General features: G+C 42.6%; 25 protein-coding genes. 16 read left to right on the top strand and 9 right to left on the bottom strand.

Annotation, left to right across the window (positions count from 1 at the left end):
- Nucleotides 1-72: 72 nt before the first annotated feature.
- From EWM62_RS17785 to EWM62_RS17805, 5 genes are all read right to left on the bottom strand, one after another.
- Nucleotides 73-1,788: a GMC oxidoreductase gene (locus EWM62_RS17785; RefSeq protein WP_129878025.1), complete on the bottom strand. Its 1,716-nt coding sequence runs from the start codon at nt 1,786-1,788 to the stop codon at nt 73-75.
- Between the two features lie 2 nt (nt 1,789-1,790).
- A complete protein-coding gene (locus tag EWM62_RS17790) occupies nt 1,791-2,318 on the bottom strand; it encodes a gluconate 2-dehydrogenase subunit 3 family protein (protein WP_129878026.1) in 528 nt (175 codons plus the stop codon).
- A gap of 100 nt (nt 2,319-2,418) precedes the next feature.
- A complete protein-coding gene (locus tag EWM62_RS17795) occupies nt 2,419-3,333 on the bottom strand; it encodes a sugar phosphate isomerase/epimerase family protein (RefSeq protein WP_129878027.1) in 915 nt (304 codons plus the stop codon).
- Between the two features lie 23 nt (nt 3,334-3,356).
- A complete protein-coding gene (locus tag EWM62_RS17800; protein WP_129878028.1) occupies nt 3,357-4,898 on the bottom strand; it encodes a TolB family protein in 1,542 nt (513 codons plus the stop codon).
- 152 nt (nt 4,899-5,050) lie between these two features.
- Nucleotides 5,051-6,136: a fatty acid desaturase gene (locus tag EWM62_RS17805; RefSeq protein WP_129878029.1), complete on the bottom strand. Its 1,086-nt coding sequence runs from the start codon at nt 6,134-6,136 to the stop codon at nt 5,051-5,053.
- 211 nt (nt 6,137-6,347) lie between these two features.
- Between EWM62_RS17805 and EWM62_RS17810 the strand changes: the two genes are divergently transcribed.
- The 3 genes from EWM62_RS17810 to EWM62_RS17820 are packed head-to-tail and all read left to right on the top strand — an operon-like array spanning nt 6,348 to nt 10,292.
- Complete coding sequence (locus EWM62_RS17810; protein ID WP_129878030.1) at nt 6,348-9,122, top strand: TonB-dependent receptor; 2,775 nt, start codon at nt 6,348-6,350, stop codon at nt 9,120-9,122.
- 23 nt (nt 9,123-9,145) lie between these two features.
- Nucleotides 9,146-9,574 carry a PH domain-containing protein gene (locus tag EWM62_RS17815; protein ID WP_129878031.1) on the top strand — a complete coding sequence of 143 codons (429 nt, stop codon included), beginning with the start codon at nt 9,146-9,148 and terminating at the stop codon, nt 9,572-9,574.
- A 19-nt stretch (nt 9,575-9,593) separates the two neighbouring features.
- Nucleotides 9,594-10,292 (top strand): toxin-antitoxin system YwqK family antitoxin, encoded by a 699-nt coding sequence (locus EWM62_RS17820; protein ID WP_129878032.1) that lies wholly within the window; start codon nt 9,594-9,596, stop codon nt 10,290-10,292.
- Between the two features lie 62 nt (nt 10,293-10,354).
- Here the strand turns inward: EWM62_RS17820 and EWM62_RS17825 are convergent, their stop codons facing one another.
- Together EWM62_RS17825 and EWM62_RS17830 are read right to left on the bottom strand one after the other, a co-directional pair.
- Nucleotides 10,355-10,855, bottom strand: a complete 501-nt coding sequence (locus tag EWM62_RS17825) for an FKBP-type peptidyl-prolyl cis-trans isomerase (protein ID WP_129878033.1) — start codon at nt 10,853-10,855, stop codon at nt 10,355-10,357.
- An 80-nt stretch (nt 10,856-10,935) separates the two neighbouring features.
- Nucleotides 10,936-12,960, bottom strand: a complete 2,025-nt coding sequence (locus EWM62_RS17830) for a thioredoxin domain-containing protein (protein WP_129878034.1) — start codon at nt 12,958-12,960, stop codon at nt 10,936-10,938.
- A 433-nt stretch (nt 12,961-13,393) separates the two neighbouring features.
- Between EWM62_RS17830 and EWM62_RS17835 the strand changes: the two genes are divergently transcribed.
- The 3 genes from EWM62_RS17835 to EWM62_RS17845 all read left to right on the top strand — a co-directional run bounded on the left by EWM62_RS17835 (nt 13,394) and on the right by EWM62_RS17845 (nt 16,726).
- Nucleotides 13,394-15,676 (top strand): ATP-dependent helicase, encoded by a 2,283-nt coding sequence (locus EWM62_RS17835; protein WP_129878035.1) that lies wholly within the window; start codon nt 13,394-13,396, stop codon nt 15,674-15,676.
- 159 nt (nt 15,677-15,835) lie between these two features.
- The gene (locus tag EWM62_RS17840) at nt 15,836-16,207 is read left to right on the top strand and encodes a helix-turn-helix domain-containing protein (RefSeq protein ID WP_129878036.1); all 372 of its coding nucleotides are present in this window, start codon (nt 15,836-15,838) and stop codon (nt 16,205-16,207) included.
- A gap of 231 nt (nt 16,208-16,438) precedes the next feature.
- Nucleotides 16,439-16,726 (top strand): hypothetical protein, encoded by a 288-nt coding sequence (locus EWM62_RS17845; protein WP_129878037.1) that lies wholly within the window; start codon nt 16,439-16,441, stop codon nt 16,724-16,726.
- A gap of 11 nt (nt 16,727-16,737) precedes the next feature.
- Here the strand turns inward: EWM62_RS17845 and EWM62_RS17850 are convergent, their stop codons facing one another.
- Nucleotides 16,738-18,174 carry a tetratricopeptide repeat protein gene (locus EWM62_RS17850; protein ID WP_129878038.1) on the bottom strand — a complete coding sequence of 479 codons (1,437 nt, stop codon included), beginning with the start codon at nt 18,172-18,174 and terminating at the stop codon, nt 16,738-16,740.
- A gap of 329 nt (nt 18,175-18,503) precedes the next feature.
- Between EWM62_RS17850 and EWM62_RS19375 the strand changes: the two genes are divergently transcribed.
- From EWM62_RS19375 to EWM62_RS19400, 10 genes are read left to right on the top strand one after another with little or no spacing between them, the layout of a single operon-like run.
- Nucleotides 18,504-18,650 carry a hypothetical protein gene (locus EWM62_RS19375; protein ID WP_162499868.1) on the top strand — a complete coding sequence of 49 codons (147 nt, stop codon included), beginning with the start codon at nt 18,504-18,506 and terminating at the stop codon, nt 18,648-18,650.
- A 42-nt stretch (nt 18,651-18,692) separates the two neighbouring features.
- Nucleotides 18,693-18,836 carry a hypothetical protein gene (locus EWM62_RS19380; RefSeq protein ID WP_162499869.1) on the top strand — a complete coding sequence of 48 codons (144 nt, stop codon included), beginning with the start codon at nt 18,693-18,695 and terminating at the stop codon, nt 18,834-18,836.
- A 42-nt stretch (nt 18,837-18,878) separates the two neighbouring features.
- The gene (locus EWM62_RS19385; RefSeq protein ID WP_162499870.1) at nt 18,879-19,022 is read left to right on the top strand and encodes a hypothetical protein; all 144 of its coding nucleotides are present in this window, start codon (nt 18,879-18,881) and stop codon (nt 19,020-19,022) included.
- A 52-nt stretch (nt 19,023-19,074) separates the two neighbouring features.
- Nucleotides 19,075-19,224, top strand: a complete 150-nt coding sequence (locus EWM62_RS19390; protein WP_162499871.1) for a hypothetical protein — start codon at nt 19,075-19,077, stop codon at nt 19,222-19,224.
- A 59-nt stretch (nt 19,225-19,283) separates the two neighbouring features.
- On the top strand, nt 19,284-19,514 hold the full coding sequence (locus tag EWM62_RS17855; RefSeq protein ID WP_129878039.1) for a hypothetical protein: 231 nt from the start codon (nt 19,284-19,286) through the stop codon (nt 19,512-19,514).
- Nucleotides 19,515-19,571: 57 nt separating this feature from the next.
- Complete coding sequence (locus EWM62_RS17860; protein WP_129878040.1) at nt 19,572-19,793, top strand: hypothetical protein; 222 nt, start codon at nt 19,572-19,574, stop codon at nt 19,791-19,793.
- Between the two features lie 58 nt (nt 19,794-19,851).
- Nucleotides 19,852-20,070, top strand: a complete 219-nt coding sequence (locus EWM62_RS17865) for a hypothetical protein (RefSeq protein WP_129878041.1) — start codon at nt 19,852-19,854, stop codon at nt 20,068-20,070.
- 54 nt (nt 20,071-20,124) lie between these two features.
- Entirely contained in the window at nt 20,125-20,343 is a 219-nt protein-coding gene (locus EWM62_RS17870) for a hypothetical protein (protein ID WP_129878042.1), read from the top strand.
- Nucleotides 20,344-20,384: 41 nt separating this feature from the next.
- Entirely contained in the window at nt 20,385-20,561 is a 177-nt protein-coding gene (locus EWM62_RS19395) for a hypothetical protein (RefSeq protein ID WP_162499872.1), read from the top strand.
- A gap of 34 nt (nt 20,562-20,595) precedes the next feature.
- The gene (locus tag EWM62_RS19400) at nt 20,596-20,766 is read left to right on the top strand and encodes a hypothetical protein (RefSeq protein ID WP_162499873.1); all 171 of its coding nucleotides are present in this window, start codon (nt 20,596-20,598) and stop codon (nt 20,764-20,766) included.
- An 81-nt stretch (nt 20,767-20,847) separates the two neighbouring features.
- Here EWM62_RS19400 and EWM62_RS17875 read toward each other — a convergent pair whose 3' ends face one another.
- The gene (locus EWM62_RS17875; RefSeq protein ID WP_129878043.1) at nt 20,848-21,354 is read right to left on the bottom strand and encodes a hypothetical protein; all 507 of its coding nucleotides are present in this window, start codon (nt 21,352-21,354) and stop codon (nt 20,848-20,850) included.
- Between the last annotated feature and the right edge of the window lie 11 nt (nt 21,355-21,365).

Genomic DNA, 21,365 nt, shown 5'->3' on the forward strand with positions numbered 1-21,365 from the left:
ATCAGTTGGCAGTTTTTAGTTTACCGTTTGCAGTAAATATCTGCAAACTGCCATCAGCCTGCTGCAAACTCCCTACACATTCCCCTTTTTCATTTCGCCTACGGCGTGGTCAACCGCGCGGGCGGTAAAGGCCATATATGTAAGCGATGGATTCTGGCAGCTGGTTGATGTCATGCTTGCTCCGTCGGTAACGTAAACATTTTTACAGGCGTGCAGGCGGTGCCATTTATCAAGCATCGATGTTTTAGGGTCGTTACCCATGCGCACACCACCCATTTCATGAATATCAAGCCCAGGTGCCCTATGGTCTGTTGATGCCTTGATATTTGTAAAACCGGCCGACGTGAACATTTCTGTCATCTGCTCTACGTAATCCTTCTTCATTTTCTCGTCGTTATCGTCATAATCAACTGAGATCTTTAGCTGAGGGATACCCCACGGATCTTTCAGTGATTTATCCAGCGCAACGTAATTTGTTTCTTTAGGGATGGTTTCGCCCATCATATGCGAGCCTACATGCCAGCCGCTAAGGTCCTTTTTAACCAGGTTATTTTTCAGGTCCTGGCCAATACCATTATCGCTATGCTGCTCCCATCGGTAAGCGCTGAAACCAGCGGCGTAACCGCGTAAAAAGTTAGTTTCCTGTTTGTACACGTTCCGGAAACGCGGGATATAGCCGCCTCCGGCAGGGTTACGCCCATCGGTTGTCCATTCTTTTGCGCCATCGTACTCGGCGTTTATATGTGCCGAATAATTATGGAACGCTACATATTTACCCAGGGTGCCGCTATCGTTACCCAAACCGTTAGGAAAACGGCTTGAAGTTGAGTTAAGCAATATCAGGTTACTGTTTAATGCAGCCGCATTAACAAAAATTACATCGGCAAAATATTCAATAGCTTCTTTAGTGTTGGCATCGATAACCCTAACACCTGTAGCCTTGCCTTTTTTATCATCATAGATGATAGACTCTACAACCGAGTGCGGCCTTAAGGTACAATGTCCTGAACGGAGCGCCCAGGGTATAGTAGATGAGTTGGCGCTGAAGTAGCCGCCAAACGGGCAGCCGCGCTGGCAAAGCGTACGCTCCTGGCACTGGCCCCGTCCCTGGTCTAAATGGATCTGGTTGGGTTTTGATAAGTGTGCACAACGCGCGCTTATTACATGCCTGTTCTTATATGTTTTTTTAACGTGGTTGCTAAAATAGGTTTCCACAGCATTTAGCGGAAATGCGGGTAAAAATTCACCATCGGGAAGTTCGGCAATTCCATCACGGTTGCCTGAGATACCTGCAAATTTTTCTACATAACTATACCACGGCGCGATATCAGCATAACGGATGGGCCAGTCTACCGCGAAACCATCGCGGGCAGGGCCTTCAAAGTCAAAATTGCTCCAGCGCTGGGTTTGGCGTGCCCATAGCAAAGATTTACCCCCGGTTTGGTACCCGCGGATCCAGTCGAACGGTTTTTCCTGTACGTAAGGATGTTCGGCATCTTTTACAAAAAAGTGCGCCGCATCTTCGCCAAAGGCGTAGCAACGGTTTACAATAGGGTTTGCCTTTTGCACATCATCGGGCAATACGCCATGATGCGGAAATTCCCAGGGATATAAGTTTGTTGTTGGGTAATCTTTTAAATGCTTTACATCTCGGCCGCGTTCAAGCACAAGCGTTTTAAGCCCTTTGTCTGTAAACTCCTTTGCAGCCCAGCCCCCGCTCATGCCCGATCCTATAACTATGGCATCAAACGTACGGTCTTTAACACTATCAATATTTAAATTGGCCATAATTATACTGCTGCAAGCTTTTTAACAGGAAAGTAAGCATTATATCTTCCCGGAACCAGTTCATATACTATTTGCTTTGTCATAAAGTATTTGGATGTGGTGTACCCAAATACGGTTTGTTCTTTTACCATCCTGTAAAAAGCAATCAGCTTTGCATTATCCTTATATTTTTCGTCGTTGCTGTGCTGTTCAATACCGCTTACAAATGCAGTACGCTCTTTTACAGTGCTGTCATTAAATGATTTGCCCAGTTGCTTTTTAGCTTCGGCGGCAAAATCGCCCAGGCCGGTTATAAAATCCTGCTGATGCTCTTTATCATAGCAGTCATCGATCATTTTAAAAACAAAAAGGTTAATACCAAGTTCAGCTGCGCCGGGGGTGCCGGTTTTGGGCAAGATGGTTTCGGTAAGGTTGTTCACCAGTTTTTCCTGGTCAGCATCTATTTTAAGGTGCTTTAATTGTACAACTGGCTTACCCTTATCATTTAAGCACGACGGCAATATTGCCGCACTGCCTAAAATAAGGGCCATGTTCCTTATTGCAATGCGCCGGTTAATATTTGAATTCAATTTCTTTTTGAAATTATTAAGTGTTATAAATACAATTACGGGGTAAGGTACTTTTTAACTGTTAATATCCCCACTTTTTCATGGTTTGTAAATCAATTTTTACACACTCGAACGGGTCCATACCCTGGTACGATTCCTGTTCGATGATCAAATAAACGGTTCCACCGGTTTTTTTGGCTGCTTTTAAAACATCCTTTACAGGTAATACTCCCCTGCCTAATATGGTGCTTTCGTAACCGGTGCCTTCATTTTTATCGGCGCTTTTTACTTCATCTTTTACGTGCATAGATATAAACCTGCCAGGATATTTTTCAATCAACCCAATGGCATTATTCTCTCTGCCAAACATATTACCAATATCCAGTTGCTGCGAAACCTTATCAGGATCAGTGTTTTGCATAATATAATCGAACAGGCGTATATCGCCTACCATGGTGGTAAACTCAAAGTCGTGGTTATGGTAACCAAACTTCATATTGTATTTCTGGCACAGCTCGCCGCTTTTGTTAAACTGATCCATGGTACGTTTCAGCAGGTCGGTATCGTGGCGTACTTTATCATCCATCCAGGGGCTTATTACAAATTTCTGGCCCATTGCGGCAGCGTCTTCTACCGTATATTTCCAAACATCAGTAAAATCATTTTTTGCTGCATCCCAGTGTTGTGGGGTCATTACAGTATGGCCGCTTGGCATTTGCAGGCCAAGGTCATCCAGTACTTTTTTAAACTCTTTCGCTGTCCAGCCGTAAAATTTACGGTTTACATAATTTGCATGCTCTACATGCTGGTAGCCCATATCTGCCAGCCTTTTTAACGAGCCTGACGGATCTTTCATCATAGCATCGCGTACCGAATAAAGCTGGAGACCAACTCTTTGGATACGGCCAGGTGCTGCAAATAGGTCATTAGGCATTAAGGCTGCTGCTGTAGCTGCAATGGCGGTGTTTTTTAAAAATGTCCTGCGGGATGATGTCATTTTATTTTGAGATTTAGTTGATATTAATCTTTACTTATAGGAAACGCCGGAAATAATAGATTGGTATTACTTACAAAGGCGATGTGCTTGCTATCTGGCGACCACGAAGGCGTATTGATAGTACCCTGGCCGCCATATAAATAGGCAACCACCTTTGAAGGGCCACCGCCAACAGGCATTACACGCAAATAAACGTGCTTGTAAAAGGGATGATCGCCGGGGGCAACTTCGCTTTTAAGGAAGGTGATGTATACTATCCATTTGCCATCGGGCGATACATGCGGAAACCAGTTGTTATTATCGTCGTTTGTGATCTGTGTTTGATTGCTGCCATCTGCATCCATACGCCAAACCTGCATCAGGCCGCTGCGTACCGAATTAAAGTAAATGTGCTTGCCATCAGGCGTATATTCGGGGCCGTCGTCCAGGCCCGGGGTATTGGTAAGCCGCTCTTCGGGGCCGCCGGCAACAGGTACGCGGTAAACATCATACTCTTTGTTGCGTTCACCGCAAAATACCAGGTACTTACCATCGGGCGACCAGCCGTGCATATACGATGCACCCTTGCCCATTTGGGTAACCCTGCGCGGTTCACCCCCTGTAACAGGCACAACATAGCCAACCGACGGGCCTCCGTTATCATTATCGCTTATGGTTAACCATTTGCCGTCAAATGATAGCACATGATCGTTATTGTTGCCTTTAGCTTTGCCGGTGTTTAATACGGCAGGCTTATTTGTGGCCAGGTTATATTTATATAATAAACCCTCGCTGTTATATATAAGCGATTTACCATCAAGCATCCAGTTTGGCGCCTGTAACGATTTTGGCGACTGGTAAATGATGCGGCTGTTATTGCTTTCCATATCCAGCAGCTCGATATTGCTGCCCAGGTATTGCTTGTAGGTTACTAAGCCTGCAGGGGCAGGTACAACTATACGCACGTTATTAAATATGGCTTTTTGTGTAAGATCGGCGTTGTGGGCGCAAACATATATGCCTACGTAAACTTCATCACCCAAATCAAGGTCAATTTTTTGCTCGGGGCCAAATACATCGCCTTTACGTGCTACCGATACATAGTACGTGCTGCCTTTACGTTCCAACTGAACAACATCAGCCGCTTTTACCGGCGATTTTTCTTCGGCAGTTTCGCCGCCGTTTATCTTGCGGTATTGCATAGCCATAGCACCGCTGCCGTGTGCCATAACATTTACATGAGCCGAATTGGTTTGCAGGTTGCTGCGCACCATTAAGCCAAACTTGCGGTTAGGCTCCCCGTTATCACCAACAAAAGCGCCGTTGGTACGCAAAATAAAATCGCCTTTTATTTTCTTCCATATAAAAAAGAACTCATCATGATCGAACCAGATATCGGCACCAGACCCAATTACATCATATTGCTGCGCCTTGCTATCGTAAACAACACTGCCTTTGTGTTTTATTACACCTATATCCGTACTGCCATCAAATATGCCAATGGGTTTGCTTTGCGAATACGCGTTGGAAGTGATCACAGCGCTTGCAAGCAACCCGACAAATAAACAAAGGGCTTTTTTATACATTAGATTTGGGGTTAAGAATAATTGGTTGACTAAGTTATATATTCATTTGTAAAAATCACAGTCTAAAATTTGCTTTTAAACAAAAAAGGGATGCTTTCGCATCCCTTTTTAAATATCCTTATCAACAAAGGTTAAAATAGTATCACTAATTGTTAAATAGACTCTGTGGCAAAAATTTGTTTGCCTGTTGTTGGGCAAAACACAGGTTTGGCTGCTACTTTAACAGGCTCTTTAATATAATCCTTATAAAACTGCTTTTTAGAATCATGATAGTGGCTTACTGCGCCTACCATGTGCATAAACTTAATGTAATACCAGGCACTATCTATTTGGTGGGGCTTAAACCCCGAGCGTGCGCTTTTAGGGAACAAGTGGTGATTATTATGCCATTCGCCTGCCACAAAACCCGGCCAAAGCTGGTTAACCGACATATCCTTGCGGTTATGGTCGATACCGTCGCGGCGCTTATCTTCGCCTTTACCGTGCCCTTCGTAGTTAAAAGTACGTACACCAACAGCCCAGAAACCGGCAGCGCCAAATATGGCGCAGGCTAAGCTAATGCCTCCAAGCAGGTAAAAAACAGTAAACCAAAACGCCCAGTTTGCAATAACACCCAATACCATGTGGAACGGATTTGCCACCGAACCCCATTTTTTGTATTGCGCGTAAGTATTACAGGTAACACCTGTATGCTTCATTAGCGTAAGGCACCGGTTGTATCCTTTTTCGTCAAGGTTACGGTTAACGGGCTGGTGGTTTGCATCGGCCAAAAAACAATACAAAAAACCTCCTTGCGCGTTATATGGGTCGCCAGGGGTATCAGATAATGCATGGTGCACATGGTGCGATATGGCATAGATCTCTTCGGGGATAATTTTAAGGGTGAGGTTCTGGGTAAAAAAACGCCAGAAATTATTTTTGAATTTAAAAGCGCCATGAGTGCAGTACCTGTGATACCAGATAGTACCATGTGTACCCATCACCATCATGCTGTAAACAAAGGCTATAACAAGGCCGGTTACCGAAAAATATTTAAAAATGAAAAGAAATAAAAAAGGTGCAAGGAAAAGTACCATTGCCCAGCTCATAAATGAAAGCCAGTTTTTTTTATCCTTAAATATATTTAGCCTCGAAAAAAATTCGGAGAAAATTTGCTTTGGGGTTGGCTTTGAAAGCTCGCCGTTGGCTGTTTTCCATCCATACGATGGTTCCTGTAGCACGTCGTGTATAAATGCCATTAGTATCGGTAGTTTATTTTAATTTAATTAGGTTAATCTTGGGGGATTTACGGAATAAAGATAGCTAATAGTTTTGAAAAGTCGTTAAATAATTTAATAAATAATTAATTTGTCAGTCAAGTGTCTGCTTCAGTGCAACAATTATATGACATTAGTATAATAGTTAAACTTCGTAATACATTCAGTGTCATTAGGCTAAATTATTAGTTCAATGATAAAATACTTACTCCTTTCCCTGGCTATCTTCCTGCTTTTTAAACCGGCTTATGCGCAACAGCCGCGTGCAGTAAGCGGGACGATCTTAGACACATTGGGAGCGGTTGCCGGGGTAACTGTAAAACTCACATCAGATGCCGACAGCAGTATTTTAGCAAGCGATACAAAGGGAGCATTTAATTTCCCTAACGTTAGATCAAAAAATTTCAAACTCACCGTATCAGGCCTGGGATACCAGGTGTTTACACGCAGGTATGTAATGGATAACGATACCAAACCCATCCGGCTTGCCCCTATTAAACTTAAGATACAAATGAACTACCTGGATGTGGTAAATATTACGGCCATAGTGCCTATTACGATAAAGGAAGATACAGTACAATATAATGCCGCGGCATATAAAGTGCGCGAGGGATCGCAAGTGGAGGACCTGATCAAGAAAATGCCGGGCATTACCGTTGATAAAGACGGCAACGTTACGGCACATGGCAAACAGGTAACTAAAGTGCGTGTTAATGGCAAAAACTATTTTAGCGGCGATGTACAAACAGCCACACAAAACCTGCCTGCCGATATTGTAGAGAACATACAGGTAATTGATGATTATGGCGACCAGGCTAACCTTACCGGCATAAAAACCGGCGAGCCCGAAAAGATCCTGAACATTACCATTCAAAAGGGTAAACGCACCGGCCAGTTTGGCCAGGCTACTATTGGCGCCGGTAACGATGGCCGGTATGTAGCCAAGGTATCGGCCAATACGTTTAAAGAAGACAGGCAAGTATCACTTATCGGCACCTGGAACAACACCAACACCAATTCGTTTAACCTGGGCGGTGGTGGAGGCGGCGGTGGCCGCGGTGGCCGCGGTGGACGTGGTGGCGGCAGCGACGCGGGCGGTGGCATAAGCACTGCTAACGGCGTTACCACCAATCGTTCATTAGGACTCAATTACCGCAACGAGTGGGGCAAAAAGGTTACGGCTTACGGCAGCTACAGCTTTGCCGACAGGGACAGGCTTACAACAAGCACATCGCAGCAGCAAAACCTTTTTCAGGACGGGGCCATTATTAATAACGATAACAGTATCGGCCGCACCAATAACATCAACCACCGCTTTGATTTTAATATAGAGTACAGCATTGATACGGCAAATTACCTGAAGGTAAATCCTAATTTCTCGTATAATTCATTTAACAGTAATAATAGTGATGTATTTAGCAATACCCGTAATAACACCACCATAAACGGAAACGAAATCGCGCTGACAAACGGGGACTCGCAAAGTGGCGGCTTAAGCGTATTGTTTAATCACAAGTTCAAAAAAAAGGGGCGCAACTTCAGTATAAATACAGGCCTTAGTTTTTCTAAAAACATACAGGATCTAAATCAGCAGTATATTACCCAACCGCAAAACCCTTCTATCCCACCCTATCAGCAAATAAATACCGATAACAACGGCCGGCGTGCAAATATTAATTTAAGCTTTACCGAGCCTGTGGGTAAAACCACCTACCTGGAAGCTAATTACAGCTACAACTACACTAATACCGATAATAACCGGTCTAACTACCGTATAGATACGCTTACCGGCGCACAGTATTTTGCAGATGAGTTAAGCACCATTTATAATTACCAGTTTATCACCAATCGCTTTGGCTTAAACCTGCGCGGGATAGGGACAAAATATAACTATACGCTTGGCATGGCTGTGCAACCGGCAACCTTAAATGGTCAATCGCGCAACTTTGCTACATCTACCAGCACTTTCAACTATGTACCAACGGCAAGGTTTATTTATAATTTTAAAAAGAACCATTCGCTATCAGTAAATTATACCGGCACTAATAACCAGCCGTCGTTTACCCAGCTGCAATTACAGCCCGATATTTCGAACCCCCAGAACCGGGTATATGGCAATCCCGACCTGAAGCCTGAATTTAATAATAACATCAGCCTGCGGTATAATCAGTTTGATATTGCCAGCGGTAACTCGTTATTTACCAATCTATCGTTCACTGCAACGCAAAATAAAATTGTGACCAGTACCCAACCGTTGGCCATTGCCGGCAGTGTGGATAGTACAACGCAGGAAACGCGTTATTTAAATACAAGTGGCTTTTACTCGGCAAATGGCAATTATGCTTTTACCAAACCCTTTGCCGACCGTAAGTTCACGGTAACATTAAATGGCGGGGCAAATTTTAATAACAACATCAATTTTATTAATGGCGTACGCAACCAGGGCAAAAACTGGGTGTTTAACCAGGGTGTAAAACTAAGGGTGGACATCGACAGCCTGATGGATACCGAAATTAGCGGCACTTATAGTGTTAACAATACGCGCAATACCATACCATTACCTTTTAGCACCGATGCAAAAACATGGACATTTGGGCTGGATGGCCGCAACTACTTTTTTAATAACCTGGTTTTGGGCTATAATCTTACCCAAACCATAAACCAGGGTTTTAGCAGCACGGTTAAAGCCAACCCTACCCTGCTTAGCACCTATGTAGAGTATCAATTTCTGAAAAATCACCTGGCTGCGCTGCGTTTACAAGCGTTTGACCTTTTTAATCAAAACACCGGGGTATCGCGGGTTGTTAGTGGTAACCAGATCATAGATACCCGCACCAATCGTTTGGGCAGGTATTTTATGCTTACGTTTACCATGCGCCTTCAAAAATTTGCGGGCAAACAGGGCGGTGGCAGTACTGGGGGCAGCAGCAGGCGTGGTGGCGGCCGGCGCGGAGGCGGAGGCATTTAATTTGTTTTACGTATATTTATTCCATGATAACCGGCGATAAAGTTTATCCATCAAAAAAAGGGTTTATTGTATATATATTACTGGGCTTGCTCACCATAATGGAGGTAAGTTATTTTTTTAACGGCCTTTATTTACCTGCTTTGCTTTGCCTGGGGCTAACCGGGGTAGTTATATTCCCTATTGTGTTTAATACCTGTTATACCATAAACGCCAGCGATATTTTAAAGGTCAAGTGCGGCTTTTTTGTAAACCAATCTATCCCTGTAAAAAACATAACACGGATAGTGGAAACCAATACTATTTTAAGCGCGCCCGCCCTTTCGTTCGACAGGCTGGAGGTATTTTACGGCAAATACGATTCGGTGGTAATTTCGCCGGTAAACGAAAAAGATTTCATTACTCAACTTAAAAACATCAACCCTTCAATTGAGTTTGTGCCCAAAGCCGCCTAATTATTTTGTATCTACTGAAATGTTAAAACGTTACTTATTATTATTTACCGCGCTGTTTTTTGTAAACATTTGTTTTGCGCAGGATACCATCCAAATAAAGCGAAAATTATCAGGCCACGTAACCGAAATTTTTAAAGTGCTGAAAAGCGATGTAAATACCAGGCAGGGTTCGTTCCGTGCGGTTTATAAAAATAAGATACCTGTACCCAGCGGAATGTATGTGAACGATAAAAAGGTTGGTTTATGGCGATTTACTGACCCTAACGGTGTGATATTACAAACATACGATTATACCTACAAGCGTTTATTTTACGAAGCGCCCGAAGATACCACATCGCACTTCAGATACCTGGTAGATAAAGAATTAAAAGAGGGCGACAAGGTTACAAAACCTATAAAAATTGGCGGCAGGTTTTATGGATATTTACCTTACTTAACATTATTTACCCTCCCTAACGAATTTAAGACCATAGACAGGGACGACCTTTCGGCGGTAGTGGAATTATTGATAAGTCCGGGTGGGCGGCTGGCCGATTTTAAGGTAGAGTTGACAGCAGGCGTGCTTAATCAACCCCTTACTACAATAAATATGAACATTAAGCTGCCCGACCCTGCCGACCTTGTATTTACCCCTGCTACACAAAACGGCGAGCCTATAGCATCCCGTATAAGGATACGCTGTGTTGTTAATAGTTCCTGGCACCTCGATTTTGAATAAAATCGATTAAAACAAAAGAGACGCGAACTATCGCGTCTCTCAAATAAATTTTTTCTTTATATTTAGTGAGCGTGGTGACCATCGGGGCCGTGCGCGTGGCCGTGGGCCAGTTCTTCGGGTGTTGCCGGGCGCACATTCAATATCTCACCTTTAAAGTGCAGGTCCTGGCCTGCCATTGGGTGGTTAAGGTCAACAATTACCGAATCTTCGGTAACCGATACCACCTGGCCCTGGAAACGGTTGCCGTTATTATCCTGCAAAGGTAAAACCTCGCCAACTTGCGGCACATCTGTTCCCTGGAACATTTCAAGGGGCAGGTTAGCTACTGCTTCCTCGTCAAATTCGCCGTAACCTTCTGATGCGGTAATACGGAAATCATAAGTATCGCCGGTTGAAAGGTTGCTTAGTTCCTCTTCAAATTTTGGTATCATTTGCCCCGCGCCAAATAAAAAAGTTAATGGCTGTTCTTGTGTTGCGCTTTCCTGTAAGCCTTCGGTTCCGTCCTCTTTTTTAACGTACAGATCGTATGTTAATGACACTACGTGTTGTGGTTCAATTTTCATCTAATGGTTTTTTTGTAGGCTTGGAACTCCATCCCGGTGTTGGCCGGGTTATCTCAATACCTGTTTATTTGTATAAGGAATTAATTATTTATTTGTTTTAATGCTTCGCTGATATTGTATGCCGGCAGGCCACAGGTTTTATCCCTGCACACAAATATCCGGGTATCATTGTTAAATTTTTCAGCCAGCAAAGGTAAACTTCCATCTTTACCGCCCAACATAATTTTATTGGGAATGTAATTTTGTTCCATTTCAACGCGCTTTGTTTCAGCATTGTTACCGGTAATAGCCACCTCGTAGGTGCCAAAAACCTCATCAAGCAATAACACCTGCCAGTTGGAGTAAGCCGTACCATACTTAGCCAAATGCGGTACAATGTTGCGTAGTAATTGTGCCGATACCTCCAGGTAGCCCTCGTTATCGAAGAACAGAGCCAGCTTTTTCAAGTTGCGCGCCATTACCGAGTTTGACGCAGGGATAACCCCATCCATAATTTCGGATTTGCGGGCGATAAGCATCTCGTCGTTATCGGCCGTGTAAAAGAAGATGCCGCCTTCGGGGTTGTAATAATGGGCAAGCGTGTAATCGGCAAGTTTTTGGGCTTGTATCAGCCATGCTTCGTCGAAGGTGACTTCGTACAGGGCAATAAAGGCATCTATTACATTGGCATAATCGTCAAGGAAAGAGGCGGCCTCTCCCCGGCCCTCTCCGAAGGAGAGGGAGTTATCCTTTTTATATACCCTGCTTAGCTTTGCGCCTTTAAGCAAATTACCGGTTATAAACTCAGCGTTCTTTAAAGCCAGGTCTAAATATTCGGTATTGTTAAACGCGCGATATGCCTCACAAAGGCCTTTTAGCATCAGGCCGTTCCACGATGCCAGGATCTTGTTATCCAATCCGGGACGGATACGTTTGCTGCGGGCATCCAATACTTTTTTGCGGGATGCAGCTACCCTGCTTACCAGGTCATCAACCGACAGGCCGAGTAGTTTGGCCAGTTCGGCATCCTCCTCGCGGCGGTAAAAAACGTTGGATGCTTCTTCTTCCCAATTACCATCTTCGGTTACATGATAATAGATGTTGAACAGGTCGGCATCTTCGCCAAGAATCTCCTCAATTTCGGATTTCGTGAAAATGTAGAACTTACCTTCTTTACCCTCGCTGTCAGCGTCGAGAGCGGAGTAAAAGCCATTTTCAGGCGATGTTAATTCGCGGGCTACAAAGGTTATTATCTCACCGGCAATGGTTTTGTATAGCGGATCGGGGTTCCAGGTATAGGCCTCTGCGTACAAACTAAGCAACTGCCCGTTATCGTAAAGCATCTTTTCGAAATGCGGCACGTGCCAAACACCATCTACCGCGTAACGGGCAAAGCCGCCGCCAATATGGTCATAAATACCACCAAAGGCCATTTTTTTAAGGGTGAGCTTTACATTTTCGGCAAGGGCTTCATCTTTCATCAAATGCGCATACCGCATCAAAAACAGCGAATTATTAGGCATCGGAAATTTAGGCGCACCGCCAAAGCCACCCTCCACCGGGTCTATGTATCTGCGCCAGGTGGCAAGGATAGTTTCCAGGTCGGCTTTGGTGTATTCGGGCTGTTCACTTACAAACGCCACCGATTCGTATTGTTTGATACCTTCGGTTAGACGCACGGCGTAATCCTCAGCTTCTTCGGGTTTGGTTTTATAAAAATCGGCCAGGTTGAAAAGCAGGCTCGTCCAGTCGTTCTTGCGGAAATAGGTGCCGCCGTAGATAGGCCGCTGATCTGGCAGGCAAATACAGTTTAACGGCCAGCCGCCACGACCGCTCATAAGTTGGATGGCGCTCATGTAAATTTGGTCGACATCCGGGCGCTCCTCCCTATCTACTTTAATACACACAAAATACTCGTTCATTACCCCGGCAACGGCCTCGTCCTCAAAGCTCTCGTGCTCCATCACGTGACACCAGTGGCAAGCCGAGTATCCTATGCTCACCAATATCAGTTTATTCTCGTCGCGGGCTTTTTGCAACGCTTCTGCTCCCCAGGGGTACCAATTAACCGGGTTATTGGCATGCTGCAGCAGGTATGGCGAGGTGGAGTTAGCGAGTTTGTTCATGCGGGTGGATGTGTACTTATACAAAGGGCTAAATTGAGAATTGTTTTAAGGATGTGCAAACTGATTTCGCTTCCCATATTACTTACCCGGTCATTGTTGCGCCCGACCGCCCTCTCTCCGATACGCGCAAAGAGGGTTGAAAAACTATTGCAATCGCTCGGCTCCTGCCGAGTGATGAATATTATAAGGTCTCCGGCCGCCTTATACAAACAACTGCGGCGGGACGCCGTATAATAGTGGTCACCCGGCAGGAGCCGAGCGACGGCAATGGGATAAATATTCATCACCTTTTCATCCCAAACTATTACCTAACTAAACAGCTAAGCAGCAATCGTTAACAAAACAGTACTACGTGGAAAAATTGCTTTACCAATTTATTTAGCTTTCCCGTGCAAAACACTAATTTCGCGGTACAAGAAAAGAGGAACAGGATTTGGATTATTTAGAAGGGTTGAACCCCGAACAAAAAGCCGCCGTACTGCAAACAAAAGGCCCGGTAATGATCATTGCCGGCGCGGGGTCGGGCAAAACACGCGTTATTACTTTCAGGGTTGCGCACCTTATACGCAACGGGGTAGATAGCTTTAATATACTGGTGCTTACATTTACCAACAAGGCCGCCCGCGAAATGCGCGAGCGTATCAACAAAATGGTTGGTCCTGAAGCCAAAAACATATGGATGGGTACTTTCCACTCCGTATTTGCAAAAATATTGCGTGTAGAAGCAAACAAAATCGGCTACCCAAGCAACTTCACAATTTACGATACTGATGATAGTAAAAGTGTACTGCGCGCTATTTTGAAAGAAATGCAGCTTGATGATAAGCTTTATAGTGTAAATTCCGTATTAAATCGTATTTCAGCAGCAAAAAGCAGCTTGGTTTCTCCGGTTGATTATCAAAACAATCCACAAATACAAGCAGATGATGATTCATCAAAACGCCCTTTGCTTGGGAAAATTTATGAAACTTATGTACAACGTTGTTATAGAGCCGGGGCCATGGATTTTGATGATCTCCTTTTTAAAACAAATGAGTTACTGAGAGATCACCCGGATGTTAGAAATAAATATCAACACAAATTTAAATACATTATGGTGGATGAGTATCAAGATACAAACCATTCACAATACAAAATAGTTAAAACCCTTGCCGCGGTCAGCGAAAATATTTGCGTGGTGGGCGATGACGCGCAAAGTATCTACGCGTTCCGCGGGGCCAATATCCAAAACATCCTGAACTTTGAGAAGGATTACCCCGACCTTAAGATATTTAAACTGGAGCAAAACTATCGCTCTACCCAAAACATTGTAAATGTTGCCAACAGCGTAATAGCCAATAATAAAGAGCAGCTTAAAAAACATGTTTTTTCGGAAAAGGAAAACGGCGATAAAATAAAGGTAATGCGCGCCTTTAGCGATAACGAGGAAGGCAAGCTTGTTGCCGATGCCATTATGTTCCAGCGCAGCTCAAACGGCCTTAAATGGCACGATTTCGCTATCCTGTACCGCACCAACGCACAGTCGCGCTCTATGGAAGAGGCTTTGCGTAAGAATGGTATCCCCTATAAAATTTACGGCGGCCTATCGTTCTATCAACGTAAGGAGATCAAGGATCTTATCGCTTACTTCCGCCTTACATTTAACCCTAACGATGAGGAAGCATTAAAACGGGTTATCAACTACCCAAAACGTGGCATTGGGGATACCACAGTTGACCGCATTATAGTCGCGGCCGATAAAAACAGTATCACGCCCTTTGAGGTGATCATAGAGGCAAACCGTTATGTAGAGAAAGCGCCGGCATCTTTATTCGCTTTTGCGGCCATGATCCAAAGCTTCCAGGTGATCACCAAAAACCAAAGCGCTTACGAAGCGGCGCTGCACATTGCCCAGCACTCCGGTTTGCTTAAGGATCTGTATGAGGATAAATCTGTTGAAGGACTTAACCGTTACGAAAATATCCAGGAATTGCTGAACGGGATAAAAGAATTCTCGGAACGGGAGGATATCGAAGAAAAAGGCCTGGATGTTTTTATGCAGGATGTGGCTTTATTAACCAACGACGATAAGGATAAAGACAAAGATGCCGATACGGTATCGTTAATGACCATCCACTCCTCCAAGGGGCTGGAGTTTCCGCAGGTACACATTGTGGGGCTCGAAGAAAACCTGTTCCCGTCGCAAATGTCGCTTAACTCGCGCAGCGACCTGGAAGAGGAACGCCGCCTGTTTTACGTGGCCATTACCCGTGCCGAATATAAGCTGACCATTAGCTACGCCACATCGCGCTTTAAGTTTGGTACGCTGATAAGTTGCGAGCCAAGCCGCTTTTTAGATGAGATAGATGCTAAGTACCTGGATCTGGATTTTACAGCTAAACCGGTATCAGCCGGCGGCTCTTTTGATGATGAGCGAAACGCCTGGAGCAGAAAGGCCGACACCTTTTCGAAACCCAAGGCGGCTGCCGCGGCGCCGGTTAAAACAACGTCGATACTGGCCAAAGCCCACGTGCCATCGCCGGGCTTTAAACCATCCGATACATCAAACCTGCAGGTAGGGATGCAGGTAGAACACGAGCGCTTTGGTTTTGGCAAAGTACTAACCCTTGAGGGTAACAAGCCTGATGTAAAAGCAACCATTTTTTTTAAAGAAATAGGCCAGAAACAACTGCTTCTTAAATTTGCAAAACTGAGTATAATTAGTGGGGTGGAGTAACATTTAATTCCCACTATTTGTAGAACAAATTCCACAATCCCCACAACAAACATTAACTATTTGTTAATTACGCTTAATTAAGGCGTATTTAATATGTGGCACTGGGTTTGGTTAATAGTTAGTACCCTTTTCCCTTAATTAACTATTATTATGTACATGATGAGCGAAACCATAAAAAAGAAAACCAATAAATCGGCTGGTAAAAACATCCGTACCCTTCGCCATGAACATGGCTGGAGCCAGGAAGATGTTGCAAACCGGTTGGGTATTTCTATCCCTGCCTTTTCAAAAATTGAAACAGGTGTTACTGATATTAACTTATCGCGACTTGAGCAGATCGCAAATATTTTTGAGGTAAGTGTGGTTAACCTGCTTTCGCTTGAATATACAGAGGAGCCCAGCACACAAGACCTGAGCCTGAGCATCATTCAGAAAAAACTTGTTGACAGGGAAGTTGAAATAACTAATCTGCAACGTAAAGTTATTTTGCTTTATGAAGAATTGCTGAACAAAAACCATGTAGCTATATAAATTTGTTGGCTTAACTGTTCAATAAATACAACAGATAGTCCTTTTTTAAAGCGGTAGTAAGCCGATTTTTATTCACTTTGATTTAATTATTTTAAGTTATTCTTAATTAATTAATAGAAATGATAATAAAGATCGCTTTATTACCCTTTTGCATTTAAAAGCATCCCATTCTTTTATAAATCACCTGTTTGGATTTAAAATTGCAATAACATAGGTACAATACTACTATCTATGTCAAATTACATGATATCCATTTCGAACGCCGGCTTGCCAAAAGACGGAACGATACACGACAGGCGAAGCAAATTAAAAGTTAAGGCGTCGGGTTTGTTCAGATCGCACCTGCAGCCACGTAAAGGCGAGGTAAGGTTTTTTGTTACAGCCGGTAACGAGACCCTGGCCTTTGAAACAGAGGGTTATAAAAGGCACAGGCAACTGCTTATCCTGCAAATGATATCGAGGTATTGTATTTACTTAGGATTGTTTGAGGCGCAGATCCATAGCACCTATCCGGGCTGAGAAGAAATTAATTAAAATACGTTTTTGGTGGTATCGTTTAGCATTTCGCTCATCTCAATAATTTTCTGATCAATATCTGATACGCACTTATCCATCATATTAATACATTCTTTTTCGTCAACAAGCCCTTCTTTCTCCAGATTCATTAACCCACGAAGCGTGGCTATAGGCCCGCGTATCTGGTGCGAGAGGTAGGATGAATACTCAGAAAGTTTTTTATTCTTTATCTGCAGATCCTTGGTGCGTTCGTCAATAATTTCTTCAAGGTGATGGTTTACACGATCAAGGTTATCCTTTTGCCGCGATACCTCCTCGTTCAATTCGGTAAGTTTAGTATTGGTTACCGTTTTACGTTTAACATTGCTTATTAATAGTGCTATTACCACTAACAGCAAACCTGCCACCACTGTAACCGCCCAAAACTTTATACGATCGTTTTGCTGCCTTAATATGGTTTGTTCGTTTTCGCGCTGCCTGGCCTGTTGTTTATATTGCTCCTGCAGCATGTTTATCTGTGTGGATTCGTTTGAGGTGTAAATAGTACTATCCTGCCTGAAGATCATTTGCAGGTAATACAAAGCCCGCTCGTAGTTTTTGCGTTTGGCCTCCAGCTGGTAAGTGGTATAGGCGTAGTCAGACTCCAGCTTCTCATCTTTTACAGCCTTTGAATAGGCCTGCCCTTCCCTCACAATCTTTTCAGCATCATCAAACCTTTTTTGCGCAATATATAACGATGCAAGCGTAAGGTTTGTACTGGCAACAGGTTTATTCAGGTCGCGTTCTTTGGCGGCTTTGTTTGCAGCCAGCAGCAACTTTTCGGCAATATCGTACTGGTTAAGGTTAAAATAAATTACCCCGCGGTTTTGCAGCGCCTGTATCAGGTTTACCGAATCTTTAATCGAAACAAAAATTTCGTTCCCTTTATCATAATAATTTAAAGCCTGGTTAAAACTCTTTTTACGATAATAAACGTTGCCAATATTTAAGTATAACGAGCCTATTAATTGTTTATCGGCCAATTTAAGGGCAATAGCTAACGATTTATTCAAATAATCTAACGAGTTGGCGTAGTTATTATCAAGATATAAGTTGCCTATATTGTTATAAACTTTCGCCTCGCTTCGCAGGTCTTTAATTTTGGAGAAATAAGAAAGGGCCTGTAAATAATCATGAATGGCCGAGCTTGCCTGGTTTAAATAGTATTTACCGATACCCCTAACACGGTATGCTTCGCCAATTCCCTTATCGTACCCCGCCTTTTCTGCAATATCCAAAGCCTTGGTGGCATAGGCAACAGTTTGGTCGGGGCTTGTTAAACGATTGTCATAAGCTTGCTTATTTAGCTTAATTACCTCATTTGTATCCTGTGCTGTTACATCATCATTACCCTTCGCGCATACAGTTGTACAAACAAAAACTAAAACAAGAAGAGTAAAAATTCTATTCATTACGGCTCTATACGTTATATAATGGTGAAAGTTATAAAATAATTACATAGTATGTTTTACCGGGTTAAATTTAATAAAAAACAGCAAGAAAATTTTTTTTTCATTATTGCGTGATAATTAAAAAACATAATTATATTTGTGTTGTTAATTTACTGAGTGTTAATAAGTTACACGGTTATTAACATATTATTGCAAAAAACAATAATCGGTAAAATATGTTAGTATTATTAACCAATAGTTACAATAAAATTGTTAAACTATTGTAAATAGTTGAATAATTAAAAATTGCTTAAAGGCTAAATAAAAATAGAGAATTGACCGTGCTAAAAATGAAGAAAAACGTGTTTGCTTACCTGGTGCTGATAAGTGGATTGCTACTATCCTCGTGTGTTAAACAAAATAGCGTACGCATTACAATGGATATATTTTTAAAAGCAACCACAGGTATCAGAAAAGACATTGGAACAGCAGATTAATAATACATTACAACAACAAAAAGAATTTTAAATAAACACAATATGAAAAAGTTAATTATCGCAGCAGCACTCATTTTAACAACAGGCATTTTACCATCGTACACCAAACAGGTAACTGTAAAACCGGTAGCCACAATTGAGCAAAGCACCATGACATTTAAAAAAGACATTGGTACTGCCGACTAATTAACCCATCCAAAATATCCCTGATATCAAAAAACACCAAACATGAAAAAGATAATCATCGCAGCAGCATTAATACTTGCAACAGCAGTATTACCATCTTACACAAAACAAGTAACTATAAAGCCTGCAGCCACTTTTGAACCAGGCCCGGCAACGTTTAAAAAAGACATTGGCACTGCCGATTAATTATCTAATTCAAATAAAACATAATAACAACCCCTGATTAAAAATTACAAACATGAGAAAATCAATTATAGCAGTAGCAGCACTATTAGTATTAAGCGCAGGCATTTTACCATCATGCACCAAAGAAAAATCTGTTACACCAACCGCAACACTTGACAGAAGCACAACTGCCAACAAAAAAGATGTTGGTACTGCCGACTAATAATCATAACCATAGATAACAATTAACATAAAACATAAAAATTTCCACCAAATACAATCATGAAAAAATTCATCGTAGCAGTAGCATTAGTTTTAAGCACAGGCGCATTATCAGCAGCAACTTTAACTGTTAACCACAACACAGTTACCTCTAATAAAAAAGACGTTGGCACTGCCGATAACAAAAAAGATGTTGGTACCGCCGATAATAAAAAAGACGTAGGCACTGCTGATAATAAAAAAGATGTTGGTACCGCCGATAACAAAAAAGACGTAGGCACCGCAGACTAATTAACAATCACAGATATCAATTAACGCAAAATATAAACACTTCCACAAATAACGATCATGAAAAAATTCATCATAGCAGCAGCAATCATATTCGGCACTTTAACAGCAACCACAGTTAACGCGTCAACCTTCACAAACAAAAAAGATGTTGGCACCGCCGATGCTAAAAACAAAAAAGATGTTGGCACTGCCGATAATAAAAAAGACGTAGGCACTGCTGATAACAAAAAAGATGTTGGTACCGCTGATAACAAAAAAGACGTAGGCACTGCAGACTAATCATTACCACACATTTATCAATTAACACAAAACACACCCCCATTTACAAATAACGATCATGAAAAAATTAATCATAGCAGCAGCAATCATATTAAGCACAGGCGCATTATCAACCACGGTTAACGCACAGGCTTTCTCAAACAAAAAAGACGTTGGTACAGCCGATAATAAAAAAGATGTAGGTACTGCTGATAACAAAAAGGACGTAGGCACTGCCGATAACAAAAAAGATGTTGGTACTGCTGATAACAAAAAAGACGTAGGCACTGCAGACTAATTAATCATTACAACTATATCAATCAAATACAAACCCCCTTTACAAATAACGATCATGAAAAAATTAATCATAGCAGCAGCAATCATATTCAGCACAGGCGCATTATCAACCACGGTTAACGCACAGGCTTTCTCAAACAAAAAAGACGTAGGTACCGCCGATAACAAAAAAGATGTTGGTACTGCTGATAACAAAAAGGATGTGGGCACCGCTGATAATAAAAAAGATGTTGGTACCGCCGATAACAAAAAAGACGTAGGCACTGCAGACTAATTATTGTTATCAATTATATACTAACCACACAAAAACTATACATGAAAAAGATAATTATAGCAGCAGCATTAGTACTAACATCTGCAATAACCGCATTTTCGCTTACTACCAGGGCTGACAATAACACCGAAGCCGCTAAAATAAGCGCAGAGCGCGCAAACGTTACCGTGGTAAGCCCATCATCAGCACCAAAGTCAGATATCGCGACAGCCGACTAAACATCGTTTTACAAAGCTTAATAAGTACCCGTACATGAAAAAGATAATCATAGCAGCAGCATTAGTATTAACATCGGCAGTAACGGCGTTTTCGCTTACTACATCTAATACTACTAAAGCAGATACCAAACTTAACCAGGACGCCTTAACAACATCTGTTAAAAATACCGCTGCCCCAAAATCCGACATCGCCACTGCCGACTAATCTCAGTTATCGACATCAACATAAATAAAAATGCCCCGTTAAATAACGAGGCATTATGCAAGTGTATCAATACTCAATTTTTTATAAAGCTGGTTTTGCAGCAGTTTTAAATTTACTGCAATTATCAAGCTTATATATTATAGTATAACCCGCGGCCCCATCCGTTACCTGCCGCCCTTCGCCGGTTACCTTAAATGGTTTTTGTAAAAGCTGCTGTGCCGATAGCTGCAGATCAACCGAAAGCGTATCTTTCATTCCCTCCTGCATAAAAGTCCACACTGCCTTTATATCATTACCTGTTATAGTCCCATCTAAAGTCCCTTTACGCGCATCCTTTTCTTTGGGGATCCATTGCATTTCGCCGGTAACTTTTCCTGCCTTTACAAGTAAATGAACTGCCGTTGTATCCTGGTTGCTTGTGCCCTCGGTACGTATAAAGCAATATTCCATATCCTGGGCGGGGGCGGTTAGCCCTCCGTCAGCCGTATCAGCTGCGGCCATTTTAGTGGTATCAGCGTTCTTGTTCCCATTGCCGGTGCACGAAGCCAGCGCCAGTGCGCATATACTTATTATTGTGTATGGTTTCATAGTTTTTATAT

The organism is Mucilaginibacter terrigena (genome assembly GCF_004168255.1).
Lineage (GTDB): Bacteria > Bacteroidota > Bacteroidia > Sphingobacteriales > Sphingobacteriaceae > Mucilaginibacter > Mucilaginibacter terrigena.

Coding starts and splice junctions, on each gene's coding strand:
- EWM62_RS17785 (WP_129878025.1), bottom strand. CDS start 1,788: ATGGCCAATTTAAATATTGATAGTGTTAAAGACCGTACGTTTGATGCC.
- EWM62_RS17790 (WP_129878026.1), bottom strand. CDS start 2,318: ATGGCCCTTATTTTAGGCAGTGCGGCAATATTGCCGTCGTGCTTAAAT.
- EWM62_RS17795 (WP_129878027.1), bottom strand. CDS start 3,333: ATGACATCATCCCGCAGGACATTTTTAAAAAACACCGCCATTGCAGCT.
- EWM62_RS17800 (WP_129878028.1), bottom strand. CDS start 4,898: ATGTATAAAAAAGCCCTTTGTTTATTTGTCGGGTTGCTTGCAAGCGCT.
- EWM62_RS17805 (WP_129878029.1), bottom strand. CDS start 6,136: ATGGCATTTATACACGACGTGCTACAGGAACCATCGTATGGATGGAAA.
- EWM62_RS17810 (WP_129878030.1), top strand. CDS start 6,348: ATGATAAAATACTTACTCCTTTCCCTGGCTATCTTCCTGCTTTTTAAA.
- EWM62_RS17815 (WP_129878031.1), top strand. CDS start 9,146: ATGATAACCGGCGATAAAGTTTATCCATCAAAAAAAGGGTTTATTGTA.
- EWM62_RS17820 (WP_129878032.1), top strand. CDS start 9,594: ATGTTAAAACGTTACTTATTATTATTTACCGCGCTGTTTTTTGTAAAC.
- EWM62_RS17825 (WP_129878033.1), bottom strand. CDS start 10,855: ATGAAAATTGAACCACAACACGTAGTGTCATTAACATACGATCTGTAC.
- EWM62_RS17830 (WP_129878034.1), bottom strand. CDS start 12,960: ATGAACAAACTCGCTAACTCCACCTCGCCATACCTGCTGCAGCATGCC.
- EWM62_RS17840 (WP_129878036.1), top strand. CDS start 15,836: ATGAGCGAAACCATAAAAAAGAAAACCAATAAATCGGCTGGTAAAAAC.
- EWM62_RS17845 (WP_129878037.1), top strand. CDS start 16,439: ATGTCAAATTACATGATATCCATTTCGAACGCCGGCTTGCCAAAAGAC.
- EWM62_RS17850 (WP_129878038.1), bottom strand. CDS start 18,174: ATGAATAGAATTTTTACTCTTCTTGTTTTAGTTTTTGTTTGTACAACT.
- EWM62_RS19375 (WP_162499868.1), top strand. CDS start 18,504: ATGAAGAAAAACGTGTTTGCTTACCTGGTGCTGATAAGTGGATTGCTA.
- EWM62_RS19380 (WP_162499869.1), top strand. CDS start 18,693: ATGAAAAAGTTAATTATCGCAGCAGCACTCATTTTAACAACAGGCATT.
- EWM62_RS19385 (WP_162499870.1), top strand. CDS start 18,879: ATGAAAAAGATAATCATCGCAGCAGCATTAATACTTGCAACAGCAGTA.
- EWM62_RS19390 (WP_162499871.1), top strand. CDS start 19,075: ATGAGAAAATCAATTATAGCAGTAGCAGCACTATTAGTATTAAGCGCA.
- EWM62_RS17855 (WP_129878039.1), top strand. CDS start 19,284: ATGAAAAAATTCATCGTAGCAGTAGCATTAGTTTTAAGCACAGGCGCA.
- EWM62_RS17860 (WP_129878040.1), top strand. CDS start 19,572: ATGAAAAAATTCATCATAGCAGCAGCAATCATATTCGGCACTTTAACA.
- EWM62_RS17865 (WP_129878041.1), top strand. CDS start 19,852: ATGAAAAAATTAATCATAGCAGCAGCAATCATATTAAGCACAGGCGCA.
- EWM62_RS17870 (WP_129878042.1), top strand. CDS start 20,125: ATGAAAAAATTAATCATAGCAGCAGCAATCATATTCAGCACAGGCGCA.
- EWM62_RS19395 (WP_162499872.1), top strand. CDS start 20,385: ATGAAAAAGATAATTATAGCAGCAGCATTAGTACTAACATCTGCAATA.
- EWM62_RS19400 (WP_162499873.1), top strand. CDS start 20,596: ATGAAAAAGATAATCATAGCAGCAGCATTAGTATTAACATCGGCAGTA.
- EWM62_RS17875 (WP_129878043.1), bottom strand. CDS start 21,354: ATGAAACCATACACAATAATAAGTATATGCGCACTGGCGCTGGCTTCG.